Origin of the sequence: Candidatus Poriferisodalis sp., from assembly GCF_965214215.1 — a bacterium.
In the GTDB taxonomy this organism is placed as follows: domain Bacteria; phylum Actinomycetota; class Acidimicrobiia; order Acidimicrobiales; family Poriferisodalaceae; genus Poriferisodalis.
Window position 1 is genome coordinate 789,656 of record NZ_CBDCBD010000003.1, and the last position, 16,767, is coordinate 806,422.

1 protein-coding gene (running past one end of the window) is annotated in these 16,767 nt (G+C 67.4%); it reads right to left on the bottom strand.

What is annotated here, in order from left to right; translation table 11 throughout:
- Positions 1–16,189: the 5' portion of a Calx-beta domain-containing protein gene (locus tag ACOOF5_RS05875; protein ID WP_420437547.1), read on the bottom strand. Its footprint begins 37,061 nt before the window's first position; 16,189 of the gene's 53,250 nt are visible here — the first part of the coding sequence; it begins with the start codon at positions 16,187–16,189; its stop codon lies off the left edge, out of view.
- Between the last annotated feature and the right edge of the window lie 578 nt (positions 16,190–16,767).

A 16,767-nucleotide genomic window follows, 5' to 3' on the forward strand; every position in this document is an offset into this window, starting at 1 on the left:
CGGCGTAGTCGGCATCGCTGGAGGCAGCCGACAGCATCAGCGAACCCGTGCGGTCGCCGCTGTTGTCGAAGCTGTCGGCCACGCCGGTGACGGTGACGGTCTGGGGCTGGTCCCAGGTCGACCTGCTGAACGTCAGCGTGATGGTCTTGGCCTGCGCGCCGCCCACCTTGCTGAGGGCCAATGCATCTGTCGTGGTCTGGGTCTCGACCACCGCCACGGTGACGGTGACCTCGGCGGAGGGCTGCGATGTGAGGCTGACGGTGATGGTGTCGGTGCTGCCGTCGTCGGTGACCTCGGTGCCGTCGCCGGACTCGGTGATCTTCAGTGCGGCGGTGTCGTTGTCGGTGATGGCCACCGGAACCGGGGCGATCGCGATGGAGCGGTAGTTGCTGTCGGCGGTGGCGATCTGGTGGGTGACCGTGGTGGAGAGCTCGGCGGCAGGGTTGACGGCGTCATCGTCGACGGCGGTCACGGTCACCGTCTGGGGCCTGTTCCAGTTGGACTTGGTGAACACCAGCGGCGCCGACACGGTGATCTTGGCCGAGCCGGCGACGGGCGTGACGGTCACCTGCCGGGCCGGGGTGGCGTTGAGCACGATCTGGTAGGTGTCGGTGTTGGTGGCGCCGGCTGCTTCGGTCACCTCGGTGTTGCCGCCGGTCTGGGTCACGGTGAACCCCGGCGGGGCGTCGCTCACCCGTACCAGCACGCCCGGGCCGGTGGTGGGCCCGCCGGTCCAGCCGCTGATGTGGTGAGAGATCACGGTGGAGTCGTCGCCGAAGGTCGCGTCGGCCACGCCGGTCACGGTCACCGTCTGAGCGGTCTTCCAGGAGCCCCCGCTGCCGCCGGTGAAGGTGAGCTGCTGCGGGGAGACGGTGGCCACCGAGCTGTCGCCGGTGACCACGTCCACCGTGACCGTCGCGCCGCTGCCGGGGTCTGCGCTGAGCTTGAGGGTGTAGCTGCCCGGCGCTCCGCCTTCGTCCACGTCCACTGTCAGCTTTGACGGCGCCAGGTGGGGGTCGTTGTCGTTCACCAGCACCGAGGCCGACGGGTTGGTGCTGTCGCGCACCGCACCGCCCGCCAGGTTGGTGCCCGACCGGGCGGCCAGCTCGACGTCGTCGCCGATGGTGACAGTGAACTGCTCGCGGCCTTCGCCCAGGTCGTCGTCGATGAACATGAACATCAGCGAGGCCCGCTCGGGCACGGGAGCGGTGTGGTCGGTCCACGGGGTGGTGGGCGTGCCGAACGAGGCTTCGTCGAACACCACCACGAAGTCGAGCGCGGTGATCGTGACCATTACCGTCTCGCCGCGCACATTCATCTGTTGGGTGTCTTGCCAGTCTTGGACGAGCGTCGTGGGTCGCACGGGCTTGTAGACCACGCCCGAATGCAGCAGGGTCACCCCCGGGTTGCGGGCATCATCGGGTTGCTGCTCCTGGCGGGTCCGCGGTGCCTGCCAACTCACGTCGACCTTGACGTCGGCGGGGGTGATATTGAGGCCCTCGATCCGCAACGGCACCTCGACTCGCTCATCGCGGGCGAGCGGCCGGCTCAGCACGACCTCGAACCCACGCGCGCGGGATTGCTGGCTGCCCGCGAAGCGCTGCACGCTTTGCCCCTCGGTGACTGCTGGCGGGCTGCCGTCGTAGTTCCGGCCCTCGTAGACGATCTTCACCACGGTGGGCTGCGTATCGGTCACCTTGGCCATCACCGAGGGCGCGGTGACCGAGGCGTACACCGACCCGGTGGTGGTGACCGCGTGGGTGATGGCAACGCTGCGAGGGTCGCGGCCCGGATTGTCGATGCCGTCGTCCACCCCGTTCACCGTGAAGGAGTGCTCGCTCTGCCAGTTGGCGCTGGTGATCTGCACCGACGCGGGCGTCACGGTGGCGACGCCTACCGCCGCGCTGGTGGGTGTGATCGTGACGGTCTCGCCCGCGCCTGGCGCAGCCGACAGACGCACCGTGTAGGACGCGGTGGCGCCCTCGTCTACCGTCACCTCGGTCGTCGAGGCCAGCACCGCCGCACCCGAGGCGTCGGCGTCGAGCACGCTCAACAGCACTTCCGACGCCGTGGGATCGACCGGTGCGCCGCTCACCGTCAGCGTCGCCTCCTCGTGGATTTCGTCTTCGTCGTCACCCGCGGTCAGCACCAGCACAGCCGTCTGCGCCCCGGCACCGCTGAAGAACAGCGTCCTGTATGGGTTGCGGGGCAGCGTGACCCCGGTGTTGATGCCGGTGCCCGTCTTGAGAGCGATCTGGAAGTCGAGGGGTTCCACTCCCGTGCCGGAGATTCGAACTTGAATCGCCACCTGCTCGCCGGATGCGAGCGGCGTCGACAGCTCCACGGTCACCTCGACGCTGGAGCTGGAATCACCCTCGACAAGCAGCCCGCCGCCGGTCACCGACACGGTGCGGGTCGCGTCGTCGTCTTGAACCATCACCGAGTTGAGCGTCGAAGTGCCCACCGTGTACCCCTCGCCGGCCTGCACCCCAACAGTGACCGTGCCGTCGTCCTCCCCGTCGGTGTCGGCGACCGTCGGCACGTTGAAGGCCGCCTGCGTCTGCCCTGAGGCGATCACCACCGAGACATCGCCCTCATCGCCCGGCGCCACATAGTCGCCACCGGTCTCGCTCACCCGCAGGGTCACCGGCAGGTCGTATTGCACCGCCGGGGTAGCCGTCACGGTGAAGCGAGCCGGGGTGCCTTCGCTGATCGGCCGCACCACGAAGTCCGGAGAATCGCCGAAGGCGATCTGCACCTGATCGGCGGCAGCGACGGTGATCGCCGGGTCGTCGTCGGTGTCGACAATGGTCATCGCCACATGGTCGGGCGTGCCTTTAGCCACGCCGACGGGCAGAGTGCCGAGCTCCAGGGTGAGCGTCTCAGTGGGTTCGTCGGCGTCGGCGTCGAGTGCGGTGAAGGTGAGCGTGCCCGTCTCGTTGCCCCGCGCGATGTCGATGCTGCCGCTGTTGGACAGTGTGAAATCGTCCGCCGACGCGGTAGCGCCGGCGCGCACCTGCACAGGAATCGACAGGGCAGCCGTCGCAGGCGCCAGCAGCGTGGCGGTGACCGTAGCGGTGTCGCCCTCGCGCACCTCCGGGCTGTCCACAGACAGCGACACGTCCTGGGCGACGCCGTCGTCTTCCACGGTGAACTCAGCCGAGCAGGCGCCACCGGAGCAGCTTCCGAGCCCGGTAGCCCCGCCGGGCAGCGTCTCGACACTGTTGGCCGAGGTGATCAGCACGAATTTGCCGCCGCTAGCAGCCGAGGGGATCTGGGCGGTGATCTCGGTGTCGGTGATGTCGGCGTCTCGCCGCGGCGTCACGATGAGATCGGCCACCGTGGCGCTGCCCGTCGAGGAACCCGTGAACACCACCGACGCATCGGTCACGTCCGCGTTCAGGGTCACTCCGACGGGGGCCGGCGTGCCGCCCAGCGAGAGCGTGAACGGCAGCGGTGTGGCGCCGCTGAAGCTCAGCGGCACCTCGAGGCGCTCGCCGGTCACCAGCGGCCGCGACACGACCAGGCGCAGCGCGGCGGTGTCGGAGGGGTCGCCCTCGTCTGCGGTGGCGTCGGTGGCCGAGAACGTCACCGTGGTGGCTTCGTCGTCGGTCACCGCAACGGTCTGCGGATCCACCTTCAGACCGTTGTAGCTCGCATCGGTCGAGGTGACAGTGAGGGCGATGTCGGTGGTGCGCGTCCCGCCGGGGTTGTCGACGTTGTCGTCGGCCGCGGTCACCGTCACCGTCTGGGCTTGGCTCCAGTTGCTGGCGGTGAAAGCCAAGCTGGCCTTGTCGACGGCGGCCACGCCGGGGTCGCCCACCGCCACCGCGACGGTCACCTCCTGGGCGGGCTGGCTCGTCAGCACCACGGTGAAGGTGTCGGTGCGGCCCGCTCCGGCGGCCTCGGTCACGGCGAGGCTGCCGCCTGCGGCGGTGACCGTCACGCCTGCGGGCACGATGGTCGCCGTCGCGCTGCCCGATGCGGTGAAGCCGCCATTGAGGTTCTCGCCGCTCGGCGCCCGGTTGCCGGCGCCGAACGCCACGCTCACCGCGAGCGGCGCAGTCGCTCCCGTGTCGATGGCAGTGAGGGTGAGCTCCGCTGTCGCGACGCTCTCGGGCCCACCGGTGAAGACCACGGCCGGGTTCTGCGCGCTGTGAGGGCTCGACGTGTCGAGCGTCACCACGTCGTTCGCCGTGGCCAGCTCCAGCGAGTAGTCGGTGCCGACGGTGCCGCCGTCGAAGGTGAGCGGAACGGTCAGCTTCTCGGTGGGTGCCGCGGTCAAGTTGTTGCTGAGGGCCCGGTTCAGCGTGAGGGTGATCGTCGCTTCGCCGCCGTCGTCGGGCACGCGGTCCGATCCCGACAGGGTGATCGTGGTCGGATCGTCGTCGGTGACCACCGCATCCAGGCGCGCATGGCCTCCGATCAAATAACCGGGGCCGCTTTGGTCACCGGACAGTGCGATGTAAACGAGGCTGTCGGCCGTGTCGGCGCTGTCGGCGGTGGTGGGAATGGAGAACTCGGCCAACCCGTTGAAGCACTCCCCTGCAATGGGGCACGACAGCTCGAAGACCACCACGCGATCGCCTTCCTCTTCGGCTGCGATCCGATCGCCGCCGTGCTCGCTCACCGTCACCGTCACCGGCAGACCGAATTCTTCCGGTGCCGGGCGGGACAACAACTCGATGTCTATGGACGACCCTTCGACAACCGTGGTTTTGAGGTCCGATCCACTGCTAAAGAAGACGACGGGAGCAGTGAACAGCTTCGCCGTCAGCGAGTCGACCGCGAGCGTGGTGGGATAGCTCACGTCGTTGCTCTGGGTGATCGTGTGGGTGATGGCGACGGTGACGGGGGCCTGCGTCGGCAGGTCCACGCCGGTGAGCGTGACCGTCTGGGGCTGGTTCCAGTTGGTCGAGTCGAAGCTCAGCACCGCGCTGCCGGCAGTGCCGAACCTCACCCGCTCCACAGCCGCCGAGCGCGCGGTGATCTCCACGGTCTTGCCGGCGGCCGGCGGGGTTGCCAGGCGCACGGTGTAGGTGGCGGTGCCGCCTTGCTCGCGGAGATTGAGGTCGGTGTCCGAAACGATCACCGCGACGCCCGGGTCGGTCACGTTGACGGTGCGGGTCTCGTCGGTCACCGGCGGCGACGTAGAAGAGCTGTAGGGACCGCTGGCTGCTTCGACCGAGAAGGTCACCGTGACCGACTCATTTGCGAGGTCGGTGTCGTCCACCGCGGCGATCTCGACGCTGACCGCTTCGGCCCAGTTCCCGTCGCCGTCTTTGCCGGTGGTGCCGGGGGTGAATGTGATGGTGCTCTCGGCGTCGGCGGTGCTGGGGTCGGTGTCGACACTCACCGCGGCGGGATCGCTGGAGGTAACGGTGACGGTGGCTGCCACCGTGGGGTTCGACTCCAGCGACACCTCCAGGGTGTCGCTGGAATCGTCGCCGCCGCCTTCGTCAAGGGCGATGGTGGCCGCGGCGGGCTTCACCGAGATGCCGTGGGGCCGCGGCCCGTCCGCGATGGCCACGTCGATGGTGGGCGGCGTGGCCCCCGAGCCATAGGGCGCAGGGCAGCTCGCTGTGGGGCAGAGGATGATCCTCGCCAGCTCGGCGCCCTCGGCCGTGTCGTTGTCGCGCAGCGCCGTGAACGTGTAGGTGGCCTCGGTCTGCCCGTTGGCGAACTCGACGGTGGCGGGGGCCTCATAGTCGCCGTCGGAGGCCTTGGCCGTGTCTGGCTGCACCTTGATCGGAATCGACACTGCGCCCGCCGAGTGCAGGCGCGTCACCGTCAGCGTCAGGCTCGCCCCCTCGGCAATCGTCTGAATCGCCTCTGGCGCCGCCCGAGGATCGCTGCCCGCCTTCCACCACTGCACCAGGTCGTCGTCGACGACGGTTGCGGTCACGGTGCCGGTGACCGAGGCGTATCCGCCGCCTGCTGCTGTGTGGGTGAGCGTGACCGTGTCGTTGTCGGTGTCGTTGTCGTGGACGCCGCTCACGGTGATCTTGCGCCCGATGTGCCAATTTGAGGCGTCGAACTCGACGGAGGCCTGCACCCCGTTTGTGTCGTCGTCGGCGTCGAGCGTCAACACGGAGTCGGACTGGCCCGAGACGGTGACGGTGACCGTGCCGGTCGGTTCGGTGGCGAGCCGCAGCCGATACGTTGCCGCCCCGCTCTCGACCACCTCGACGGTGCTCGGCATGAGGAGGCCGGGCGTGGTGCGGTCTTGATCGGCGATGACCACCGTCGTGCTGTCCTGGGTTGCCGTGGACACACGAAGTTTCGGTTTGGCGCTGACGATCTCCAAGGTGATCGTCTCGTCGGGTTCGACCGCGGAATCGGCGGTGATGGAAATGGTGAGGGTGTACGTCCCCTTCGTGGTCCCCGCAGGGATCGTCACGGTCGTCGACGGCAGAGCTGCGAAGTCGCTGCCAGGCGTGGCGGTGCCGCCCACCGACAGGGTCACTTCCGCCGACAGTTCCATATCACGATCCACGGTCAGGTCGACATCGATGCTGCCGCTGTCCTCGAGCGCCCAGTACTCCGCCCGCTCGAAGCCCACCTCGAGTTCCTCGTCGTCGAGGATCGTGACAGCGATGGATCGTTTGCTGCCGAGCAGATAGTCGGGTGACTCAGCCAGCGAAATGCGAAAGATCTCCGAGGCCTCGAAAATGTCGTCGTTGACGATGGGGATGCTGAACGTCGCCGAAGTCTGTCCTGCGGGAATCGTCACCGTGCCGCTGCTGGCGTCGTAGTCCTCGTCGGGGGTCGCGTCGACCGTGGTCAAGGTGTAGGAGATCTTCAAGCCCTGCGCCGGCGCAGGGCTGACCTGAAGTGTGGCAATGCCGCGGACTTCGCCGTCCTCGGTGCTCGCAACAGAACGCGTGGTGAACTCCACCTGCGGCATCTCGTCGGATGCGACGGTCTTGAGCACCTCCGACACCGCGTAGAACCGGTTCTCGTTGCTGCCCGCCTCGGTGCCCAGCGACAACGCCTGCGATGCGGTGCCGCTGCCGGCCTGCGCGCCCGGGCCGTAGGTCGGTGCGGCAGAGCCCAGCGGAGCTGAGCTCGGTTTGCAGTCGTTGTTGATGCCGGTCCACACCTTCGCGCCGTCGCCCGGTGTGCCATCGGGGTGGCGCAGGCGGGTGTTCTCCGCCGAGATCCATCGCTGATCCCACGCCGTGCTGCAGAAATTCCTATAGCTGGTACCCACCACGTCGCCGCTGAGCCAATAGATCGCCTGGCCGGTGGCGTAGGCGCCCGAACCGCCGCGGGCGTTCGGGTCCCAGATGCCAACGTGAGTGCGGCCATCGACGGTGGGGGTCGACACGAACGCGTTGAAGAACCCGACATAGGGCAGCAGATCAGCTTCGCCGTTGCGGATTGCCGAGGCCCGCACGAAATGGTCGTAGTCAGCGATGTCGGTCGACGTCGCCGGCCCGCCTTCAGAGGTCATGAACAGAATTCGGTACTCCTCGCCGTCCTTGGACACCCCTGTCGGCCGGAAGCTCGCCCCCGCAGGCAGCACCACATCGCCCGTCTCGTCATCGACGAGAACGACGCCGATCGGCCCGCCGCGGGGCGTGCCCAGCGTGACGCCGCCCGTCGCGCTCGGTGCCGTGCCGCCTGTGCCGTAATCGACGATCACATACGGCTGCGTGCGCGCTGAGTTGTCCACCGGCGTGAGGCGCAGCGTCGCCGTCTGCGCGCCCGCCACGAACACCACCGCCGGGTTCTGCGCCGTGTGCGTCCCGCCCGTGGTGGTCAGCGTCACGCCGGTGTTCGTCCCCTGGAGCACGAACGTGTAGTCGGTGGCGACTGTTGCGCCGGTCACGCTCAGCGGCACCGTCACGGTTTCCGAACCGGCGAGTGCCCGGCCCAGCGTGAGGGTGATCGTGCGGTAGCCGGTGGTGTCGCTGGCGCCCTCGACTGCGTTGCCGTCGCTGTCGCCGTCGGAGGCTGTGATGGCGACAGACAGGCCGTCGTCATCGACGATGGTCACCGTGGCCGACGCCGGTGTGCCCAACGTGTAGCCCGTGCCGGCGCCCAGCGTCAGCGCGAAGCGCTCGTTGGGCTCCACCGCCGAGTCGTCGTTGACGGTCACGCTCACGGTGTGCGAGGTGACGCCGGCGGGGAAGGTGAACGTTGCTGCCGGGGCGGTGTAGTCGGTCCCGTCGCCTGTCGCCGTGCCTGCGGTCGTCGCCAGCGCCACGGTCAGGGCGCTGCGGGGCGCAGCGTCGGCCTTCACGGTGACGTCGATGGTTCCGTCGCTCTCAGCGCCGCTGAAGGTCGCCGAGCTGAAGGTCAGCTCCGGCGGCGCCAACAGCTTGAACACCGGCGAGTAGCCGTAGAACGGGTGTGTCCGGGTGTTGGGCGCAGCGTGTTGATGCAGCAACGTCTGTCCGCCGCCGCTGCCTGCCGAAGAGCGCGACACGGTGCTGGCCCCCAGCGGATGGTTCCACGCCTCACAGGCGTTGCCCGAGCCCGTCCACGTCGAGTAGGGCCCGTAGTTGTTGCCGGGCACGGTTGCAGGGACGTTGCGCGTGCCGTCCTCGCTGCGCGGATCGTCGGGGTCCCAGCCGGTGGTGACACCGCCGCCGCTTGACCAGCCGATGTCGCAGAGGTCGGCGTAGTTGTTGGCCAGGATCGCGCCGTCCAGCCAGTAGGTGGGAACGCCCGTCGTGCTACCCACCGTCGCCCGGGTGGAGCCGTCCGCCCATACGTATCCCCCGGAGAGATGGCCGGTATGACGCGTCGCCAGCCCGTTGTGGACTCGCACCGACGTTCCCGTCGAGCCCGACGCGCTGCGAGTCCCGCCGAACACCTTGAAGAACCCGGCGTAGGGCTTGATGTCGCTGTGGCCGCCCTCAGCGAGCACGCCGCGCACGAACGCGTCGTAGACCGCGATGTCCGACGATGTGGCGTCGCGACCCACCGAGGTGCGGAACAGCAACCGGAAGTCGTCGCCATACGACAGCCCGGGCGGAAGGAGCCCCCAGTCCAACGGCAGCTCGATGTCGCCCGTCTCGTCGTCCACCAACACGACGCCGATGGGGCCGCCGGTCTGGCTGGCCACGGCGGTGCCGCCGGTGCCGCTCGGCGCCCGATCCCCGGTGCCGTAGCTGATTACCACGTAGGGCTGAGTGCGGGCTGAGTTGTCGACTGGCGTGAGGCGCAGCGTCGCCGTCTGCGCGCTCGCCGCGAACACCACCGCCGGGTTCTGTGCCGTGTGCGTTCCGCCGGTGGTGGTCAGCGTCACGCCGGTGTTCGTCCCCGCCAGCGCGAACGTGTAGTCGGTGGTGACCGTCGCGCCGGCCACGTTCAGCGGCACCGTCACGGTCTGCGGACCGGACAGCGCTCGGCTCAGCGTGAGCGTGATGGTGCGGTAGCCGGTGGCGTTGCCGGCGCCTTCCACCGCGTTGCCGTCGCTGTCGCCGTCGGAGGCGGTCATGGTGACGGTGACGGGATCGTCGTCGTCGGTGACGGTGATGTTCGTCGCGGCGCCGGTGAGTCCCGCTCCCGACGCGAGGTCGCCGTGGAAGTTCGTATTGTCGGGGGTGAGGGTGATCGTCTCGTTGGCTGCGTTGTCGTCGTCGGCCAGGGCCTTGAGCCACACGGTGGCCGTCGACGCGGGCCTCACGCCGGCTGCTGCGCTGAACACCACCCGGGCTCGCGTCTTGGAGACCGTGGTCAGGCTCACGCCCTGTGCGGGCACCAGCTCCAAGGTGAAGTCCTCGTCGATGGCGCCGCCGCTGAAGTCGATGTGGTAGCCGATCGTCTCGTCGCCGACCGGGCTCGCCTTGTCGGCGAGCGTGATCGTGAACTGTGCGGCCTCGGCGTTGCTGCTGGCGGACGACTCCTCATTGGCGGTGTTGTCGGTGACCGCGAACGCCGCTTTCGCGCCGGCATAGGTGAAGGCGGTGATAGGGACGGTGGACCAGACCTCCTCTTGGTTTCCGCCGCCGTCGGTGTAGGTGGCCTGCACCGTCAGGGCCTTGCCGGCGTCTGCGGCGGCCACCGTGTACACGGCGGTGGCCGCGCCGGTGCCGGTGGCCGGGGTCACGACGTTGCCTGTCGTGGTATGCCACTGGTAGGTGATCGCGCCTGGGGCCGGGTCGCCGTCGGGGTCGTCGCTGACGGCGATGACGTGCTGTTGGGTGCCGACCCGCCCGATGGCGTCGTCGCGCAGCCTCACCGTGGCATCGCCCTCGTCCACGTCGGCCACCGTGATCGTTGCCTGCTGCTCGACGCCGGTGGCGCTGCCGTCGGCACCGGTGGAGGTGGCCACGATGGTGAGGGTGATCTGCGAGTCGGTGAGGGCTTCGCGGTCGAGCCCGTTGCCGGAGTAAGTGATCTGGCCGTTCTGGCGGTTGTTACCGCCAATGTCGAAGCCGGCGGGTGGCGACTTCAGCGAGTAGGTCACCTTGTCGCCGTTGCGGTCCACGGCCCGCACCGGCGTGCCGACCTCGACGGCCGTGGTCGAGCCGTCGTCGTTCTCCTCGATGATCAGATCGTCGGGAAGCGCCAACCACTCGGCGTCCACCGCGTTCGCGGAGAGCGGCACCAGCGTGAAGGTGACCTCCGCGGGCGGGCACACCGTGGTGTCGGACAGGCTCGTGCTCTGCCCGCACAGGCCGCGGGTGGGCACCTCATTGGACCTATTACTGAAATCAGGAGGGGGCCTGTTGCCGTAGCGGTCCTTGACGCCCTCGATAAGGCCGCTCCCGATCCGCAGCGTCACCTCAGTTGTCTCGGTGATCGCCGTGCGGGCCTCGGGTGTGAGCACGAGCGCCAGCTGGCCGGGGTTTCCGCCCGTCACGAGGTGGCCTGGCACTGTCAAGCCCCGCGTTATCGGCTGTTGGACCGGAAGCCCAGGAATGAGGTTCGGAAGGTCGCGGCTCGTAGGCGTGCTGCCGACCCTCAGCCCGTCGGGGGCGCCCACTAGATCAATGGAATGTCCGTAGTCGTCGCCCTGATACCCCAGCGTGTACATCGACGTCACCCGGTTGCCGTTGACGCTCCCCCCGATGAATCCGTAGTCCCGGTAGTTCGGCCGCTCTCCCGCACGGAGCTTCCCGGGGCGGGCGAACTTGTAGTCACCGCCGAGCGTCACGTCGACGTACAGCCTCCAGTAGCCGGTGGTGTTGTTGCCCACCTTCTTGAAGTCGGAGACCAGGATGGTGGCGTCGCTGAGCGTCAGGGTGCCCGTCGGCGTCTCGTCGTCGACGACGGTGACGGGCACGGAGACCTTGGACGACGAGTCGCCGCTTATCGCGAACTCCAGGTCGATGTCCTTGTGGTCGAAAATGTCGTCGTCCTCTGCCCCGGTGACGGTCACGGCCTGCGCCACATGCCACGGGGCTGTGCCCCCGGCGGCGGTGAACGTCACCGCGTCGGCGGGGAGCGTGACCTTGCCGCCAGCACGACTCAGGTTGATCTCCACCTTGACGTTGCCGGAGGGCGCATTGGCCAGGCGCACGTTGACGATGGAGTCCTCGCCCTCGGTCACCTCGAGCGCCTCGGCGTCCACCACGATGCCCTGCGGGGCGTCGTCGTCGAGCAGCGTCATCGGCACCGTGTGGTCGGTGGCATGGACCACCACGCCGCCCTCGAAGTTCGACTCGAACACCGCCCCGGCGCCGCCCGCCAGCGCCACCTCGAAATGATCCTCGGCGGTGTCACCGTCGTCGGTCGCCGCGACGACGCGCACAATGACAAGTTGCTTTTGAAGGGGAGGATTGTTATTCGCCTCGATGCGCAAGGCCGGAGCGGAGCTGCCACCCCCGAACCCGTCGGGCGTCACACAACAACGATTCTGAAATTGGGTGTACGCCAATTCAACCCGGCGGTCCGAGCCGGTGAAGAACACGTCATCGTCGGTGCCCTGCGCGCTCAAAGCGAACGCCACGTCGACCGATTCGCCGGAACGCGGCTGACGGCCCAAATCCACTTCCACAGTCACACTTCGCAGGGCGCCAGAAGATGAGCCCTCTGCCAGCAGCATCGGGACATCGAGGCTCGGAAAGTTCGCTTTCAACGACACCACGGTCGGCTCGTCGTCGACGATGTCGACGGTCACGTCTTCAACGGTGAGGCCGCTGTAGTGCGTGTCGGTGGTGGTGACGGTGTGGCTGATGGTGACATCGCCCTGCTGCGAGCCGCCGGGGTTGTCGATGCCGTCGTCGACGCCGGAGGCCGCGGTGACGGTGACAGTCTTGGTGAGCGCCGCTCCGCTGTCTGAGGGGTTGAACACCAGCGGACCCGAGACGGTGACGACCCCGGTGTCACTGCTGACCGGCGTGATCTCTACCTGAGCCGAGGGCGCCTGATCCAAAGTGATGCTGTAGGTGTCGGTTTCGCCGGTGGTGTCAGCAAGCACCGTCGCATAGTCCGACTCGACGATGCCGATGTCGGCGCCGGGCAACAGCTTGAAGTTGAAGTAAGCCGGGCGGCACTTGCCGACCTCGGACACGTCGTAGTTGTCGTCGCACACAGTCTTGGTCGCCAGATTGGCGTCGTGTTGGTGTTCGCCCCTGTGGGTTGTGTCCTGCCTCACAAGGAGCATCCCGCCGACCTTCACTTGGAAGTTCTGCTGCGCGCGGAAGTCGTCCATGGCAGCTTCAGTCATCCTGAACGTCACGATCGCCCATTCAGCATCCTCGCGCTCGATGCTGTGGATGCTGAGGCCGGCGGGGGCGTCGTGCAGTTCGACAGAAGGGCCGACCGTCACCGTGTCGCCGCCGCGTATCACCTCCCCGCCGTTGAGCGCCACATCGCTGGCAAAGACCTCGCCGGACTGGCTGCTGGCGAACCCGCCGCGGGAGTCGCCGGTACCGGGAAACCGCAGGCCTGTACCGGTAAATATGGGTGCAAAGTCACCCGTGGCGGGATATCCGTTGTTGAACCGAATCCCCAGACTCGCCTCAAAGACGTCGGTCTCGTCGACACGGGTGAAGCCCGACTTGCCGTAGCTTTGGCGGCCCGGCTCGGTGAGCACACCGCGTCCACGTTCGCTGTTGTCGCCTTTCCAGCCAAAGCGCTTGTTAGTCGCAATGGTGACCAAGCGCTCGTTTTGGACGATGCTCTTCGGGTCGTCCTCTGTGAAGGTGATGGTGCCGCTGCCGGTGCCCTTCACGTCCTCCTTGGCGCCTTTGAGCACGAAGCCGGTACTGGTGAGCACCGGGGCGTTCGGGTCGTTGTCGGACTCGCCTGCGGGGATGGTGACCGTGAGCTTCTCGGTGTCGTAGTCGCTGTCGTTGAGCGCGTAGAGCCGGATCTCGGCGGTCTGCGGCGCGTCGCCGCCGCTGCCGTCGAACGTCACCGTGGTGCCCGTCAGCGACACCCCCGCCGTCGGTGCCAACTCGAGCCGGTAGTCGGTGCCGGCCACCAGAGCCGGGTCGCTCGAAGGCGTCTGGTTGATCACGAGCGGCACGGTGATCTGCTGCGCAGTGCTCAGCGGGCTCGACGTCTCGAGCCGGATCACCGCCGGCGACGGGTCCACGAAACTGTTCTCGGTGGCATATGTGTCGGGCACGCTCACCGTCACCGACGTGGGAGTGGCGTCCTCGATGGCGATCTCCACCCGTGCAGCGCCGGTCGCGAAGCTGGCCAGCGGCAGCATCTCGGCGGCGTCGACTTCGACGACCAGGGTTTCGGTGCCTTCCTCGCTGTCGTCGGTGGGTACGGTGACCTCGCAGTCGTAGGTGAGCGCCTTGGGCGGATCGGGTTGAGTGGGTTGCGCGGCAATCTTGCACAGCGCCGAAGTGGGGTGGTCCTCCGCAGTGATCCCCGACCCGCTGAACTTCAGCGGCACATCGATATCCCAGTCGCGAGCCGGGGCATTGGCGCGCAACGCCGGCACCGTCACCCGCAAGGTGGCCTTATCGCCCTCGGCGACCGTCGGCGTTGTAGTGCTGAGCGCCCAGTTGTTGTGCGTGCTGGGCTGGAATTGGATGACCCCACGCGAGGGCGACTGGCAATCGGTGACGTACTCGTCTTCGATGTTCCCCCCGTCTTCGATGTTCCTATTGTCATCGCAGCGGTTGGTCCCGTCCTCGTTGTCGATGGGATTGCGCACCAGCACACCACCCACATCAAGGAGCACCGCTGCCGGTGTCTGACCCAGGAGCTTGCTCAGCCCGGCGCGGGTGAACCCAAGCGTCACGTCAGCGTTCCTCGAGCCTGCAGCTCCGATGCGCTTCAGCTCCGTGACCGTGACCCCGGAATCGGGCCACTGAACCTTCACCGCCGGACCGACATTGTCTGTGTAGTTGAGGTTGTTATCACCGCGCAGGGTGGTGCATTGTCCGCCTTTCAATGCGGTGGCGGTCGCAGTCCCATCACTATTGAATGCGCAGGCCTCCTCACCACGAAATGCCAATGTCGACGGCAGAGTGATCCGCACCGGGGCGCGGAGTCGGTATTGCCCGTTGCGCTGGCCAAGGGGCTTCTGCTCCACCAGCGAAGCCACCTGGATCGCCTGCCCCGTGACATTGAGACGCGACCTCTGGGTAGCGTCGTCGTCGGTCACCAACACTGGTATCGAGCCGATCACCAGGGTGGTGGTGTACTTGCCGCCATCACCTGCGGTGACTGCGAAGCTCACCGTCGCCGAGCGATCACCGAGATTGTCGATATCGTCGTCGACACCGGAAACCTTCAGCAACACCGGTCTGTTCCAGTCGCCGGGCGCGAACGAGATGCTCTCGTGAGCACCTGGCGTGCTGCCTGCAAATTCGTCAACGGTCACCACTTGCGGCTTGTCCGACGTAGCCCGGATCGTCACCTTTTTCAGCGGCCTCGATTCCAGGGTTACCCAAAAGAGCTTGGTGCCACCTTCGCTGACGCTGACTCGCGTGGAACTGGGAGGAGCGGTTTTCACTCCTGCTGTATCGCTGTCATCGTTCACCGTCACCGACACCGAGCCGAGTTTCAAACCCGACCTGTACGGGCCACCGTCGCTTGAGGTCACCTCGTGGCTGATCGTCGCCGAGCGGCTGTCGCCCACATTGTCGACGTCGTCGTCGACACCCACGACGGTGACGGTTTGATCGCTGTCCCAGTCCGACGGTTTGAAGTTGAGGTCCACGCTGGTCTTGGCCGCGGCCCCTTTTTCGCTGCCCAGCCGGAGCAGGGCGGCACCCGGGGTGGCCGACGTGGCCCGGATCGTGACTTCGGCCAGTGGTTTGGAGGTCAGCCGTACCTTGTAGGTGTCGGTTGTCCCGCTGCCGCTCTCATTCACCTCCGTGACCGCCGGGGTTCCCGTATGGGTGACCTTCACCCCGGCACTGTCCACGTCGCGCACCCTGACAGTGATCATGGGGATGTCGATCCCGTTGTAGTCGGTGTCGGTGGACACGGCGGCGTGGGTGATGCCGATGTCGGTAGTCGCACTCGGGTTAACGATCTTGTCGGCCACCGGGGTAACCCTGATGGTCCGTCTACGGTCCCAGGTGGCCGGCGTGAACGTGATGCTGTGCGAGGCCTTCTCCGGCCCGACAGTGGGACCCACCTTCACCCGGGCAGAGTCCGCGGGTGTCACGGTTATGCGGACATCGTGCGTCGGCTGCGTCGCGAGCCTGACTTCGTAATTGAAGCCATCGCCTTCGTTCTGATTGAGCGTCCTGCCGCCATGCGAGACACTCACCCCGGGGGTGTCGTCGTCGGTGACGGTGACGATCACATCCTCGATGTCCAAGCCGTTGTAGCTGGCGTCATCGGACGTCGCAGTGTGAATGAACCTCGCCGTGCGCTTGTTGTCCGGGTTGTTGATGTTGTCGCTGCGGCCGCGGGCGGTGACCTCCTGGGCAACGTTCCAGTCCGAGGGGGTGAAGGTGATCGCGTTGTCGGTTTGCTCGCCTGTGCCCGGACCCGTCTTGACCCACACGGCGTTGGTGTCGCTGGACTGGATGCCGATCTCCACGTCATGAGTCGGCTTCGTGTTGAGCACGATGGTGTATGAGGCCTCACCGCTGCCGTCAGGATTGCCGCCGAACTCGCCGACAGTGATCGCATTCGTGGAGAAGGTCACACCCGCCGCCGTCTGCGCCCCCGCCTCAGGCACACGACCGCCCAGTGGCCCGAGCGGCACCACCGTCAGCACCGAAGCCACCAACAGCACCGCCAGCGACGCCGAGCCGAACCGCCGCAAGCGGCCCTCATGCTGGCCTGAGCCTCGTGCCGAACCCACCTCAGACAAGCCGCAGCCCACGGCTCAGCAAGCTTCGTCGCCGAGCCTCGCGGCGCGACCCCTGCAATTCCACAGCACGGCCCGCGGCCCTGTGCTGCGTCAGATTTCGTGATTCACCCGGCAGACAGCTTCGCGAGCCCGGCAAGCAGCGCTCAGCCATTCCGATGAGACCCGGGAAGCCCTCGCGCCCAAGAGGCCCGGCCGGCCGCACCACCACGCGCCTGTACGGCGACGCGGCCACCCCAGATGCCGCGGATGCCCGGAGAAGGCTGCGACCCCCCCCCCCCCCGCAAGAGGTGACCCTCCCCGGGAGCTAGGACAGTTCCAACCCCAGTTCAGGCGCTGTTCGCGACCTCGCATATGGGTCGGCAATCTACCGCTTCGCCAATAGTCCACGAGACCCTTTGGCACCCCAAAAGAACACTCATTTGGCCACCCGCCCCACCGGCTCGGGCAGCACCACGACAACCCCGCAATCAGTCCGCGTCCGAGCCCGTCGCAGGCGCATCCGCCCAAGCCGCAAGTTTCCTCCGGGGTCGGCGTCCCTCTACCCAGATCCGCCGCCTGGAACACCATGC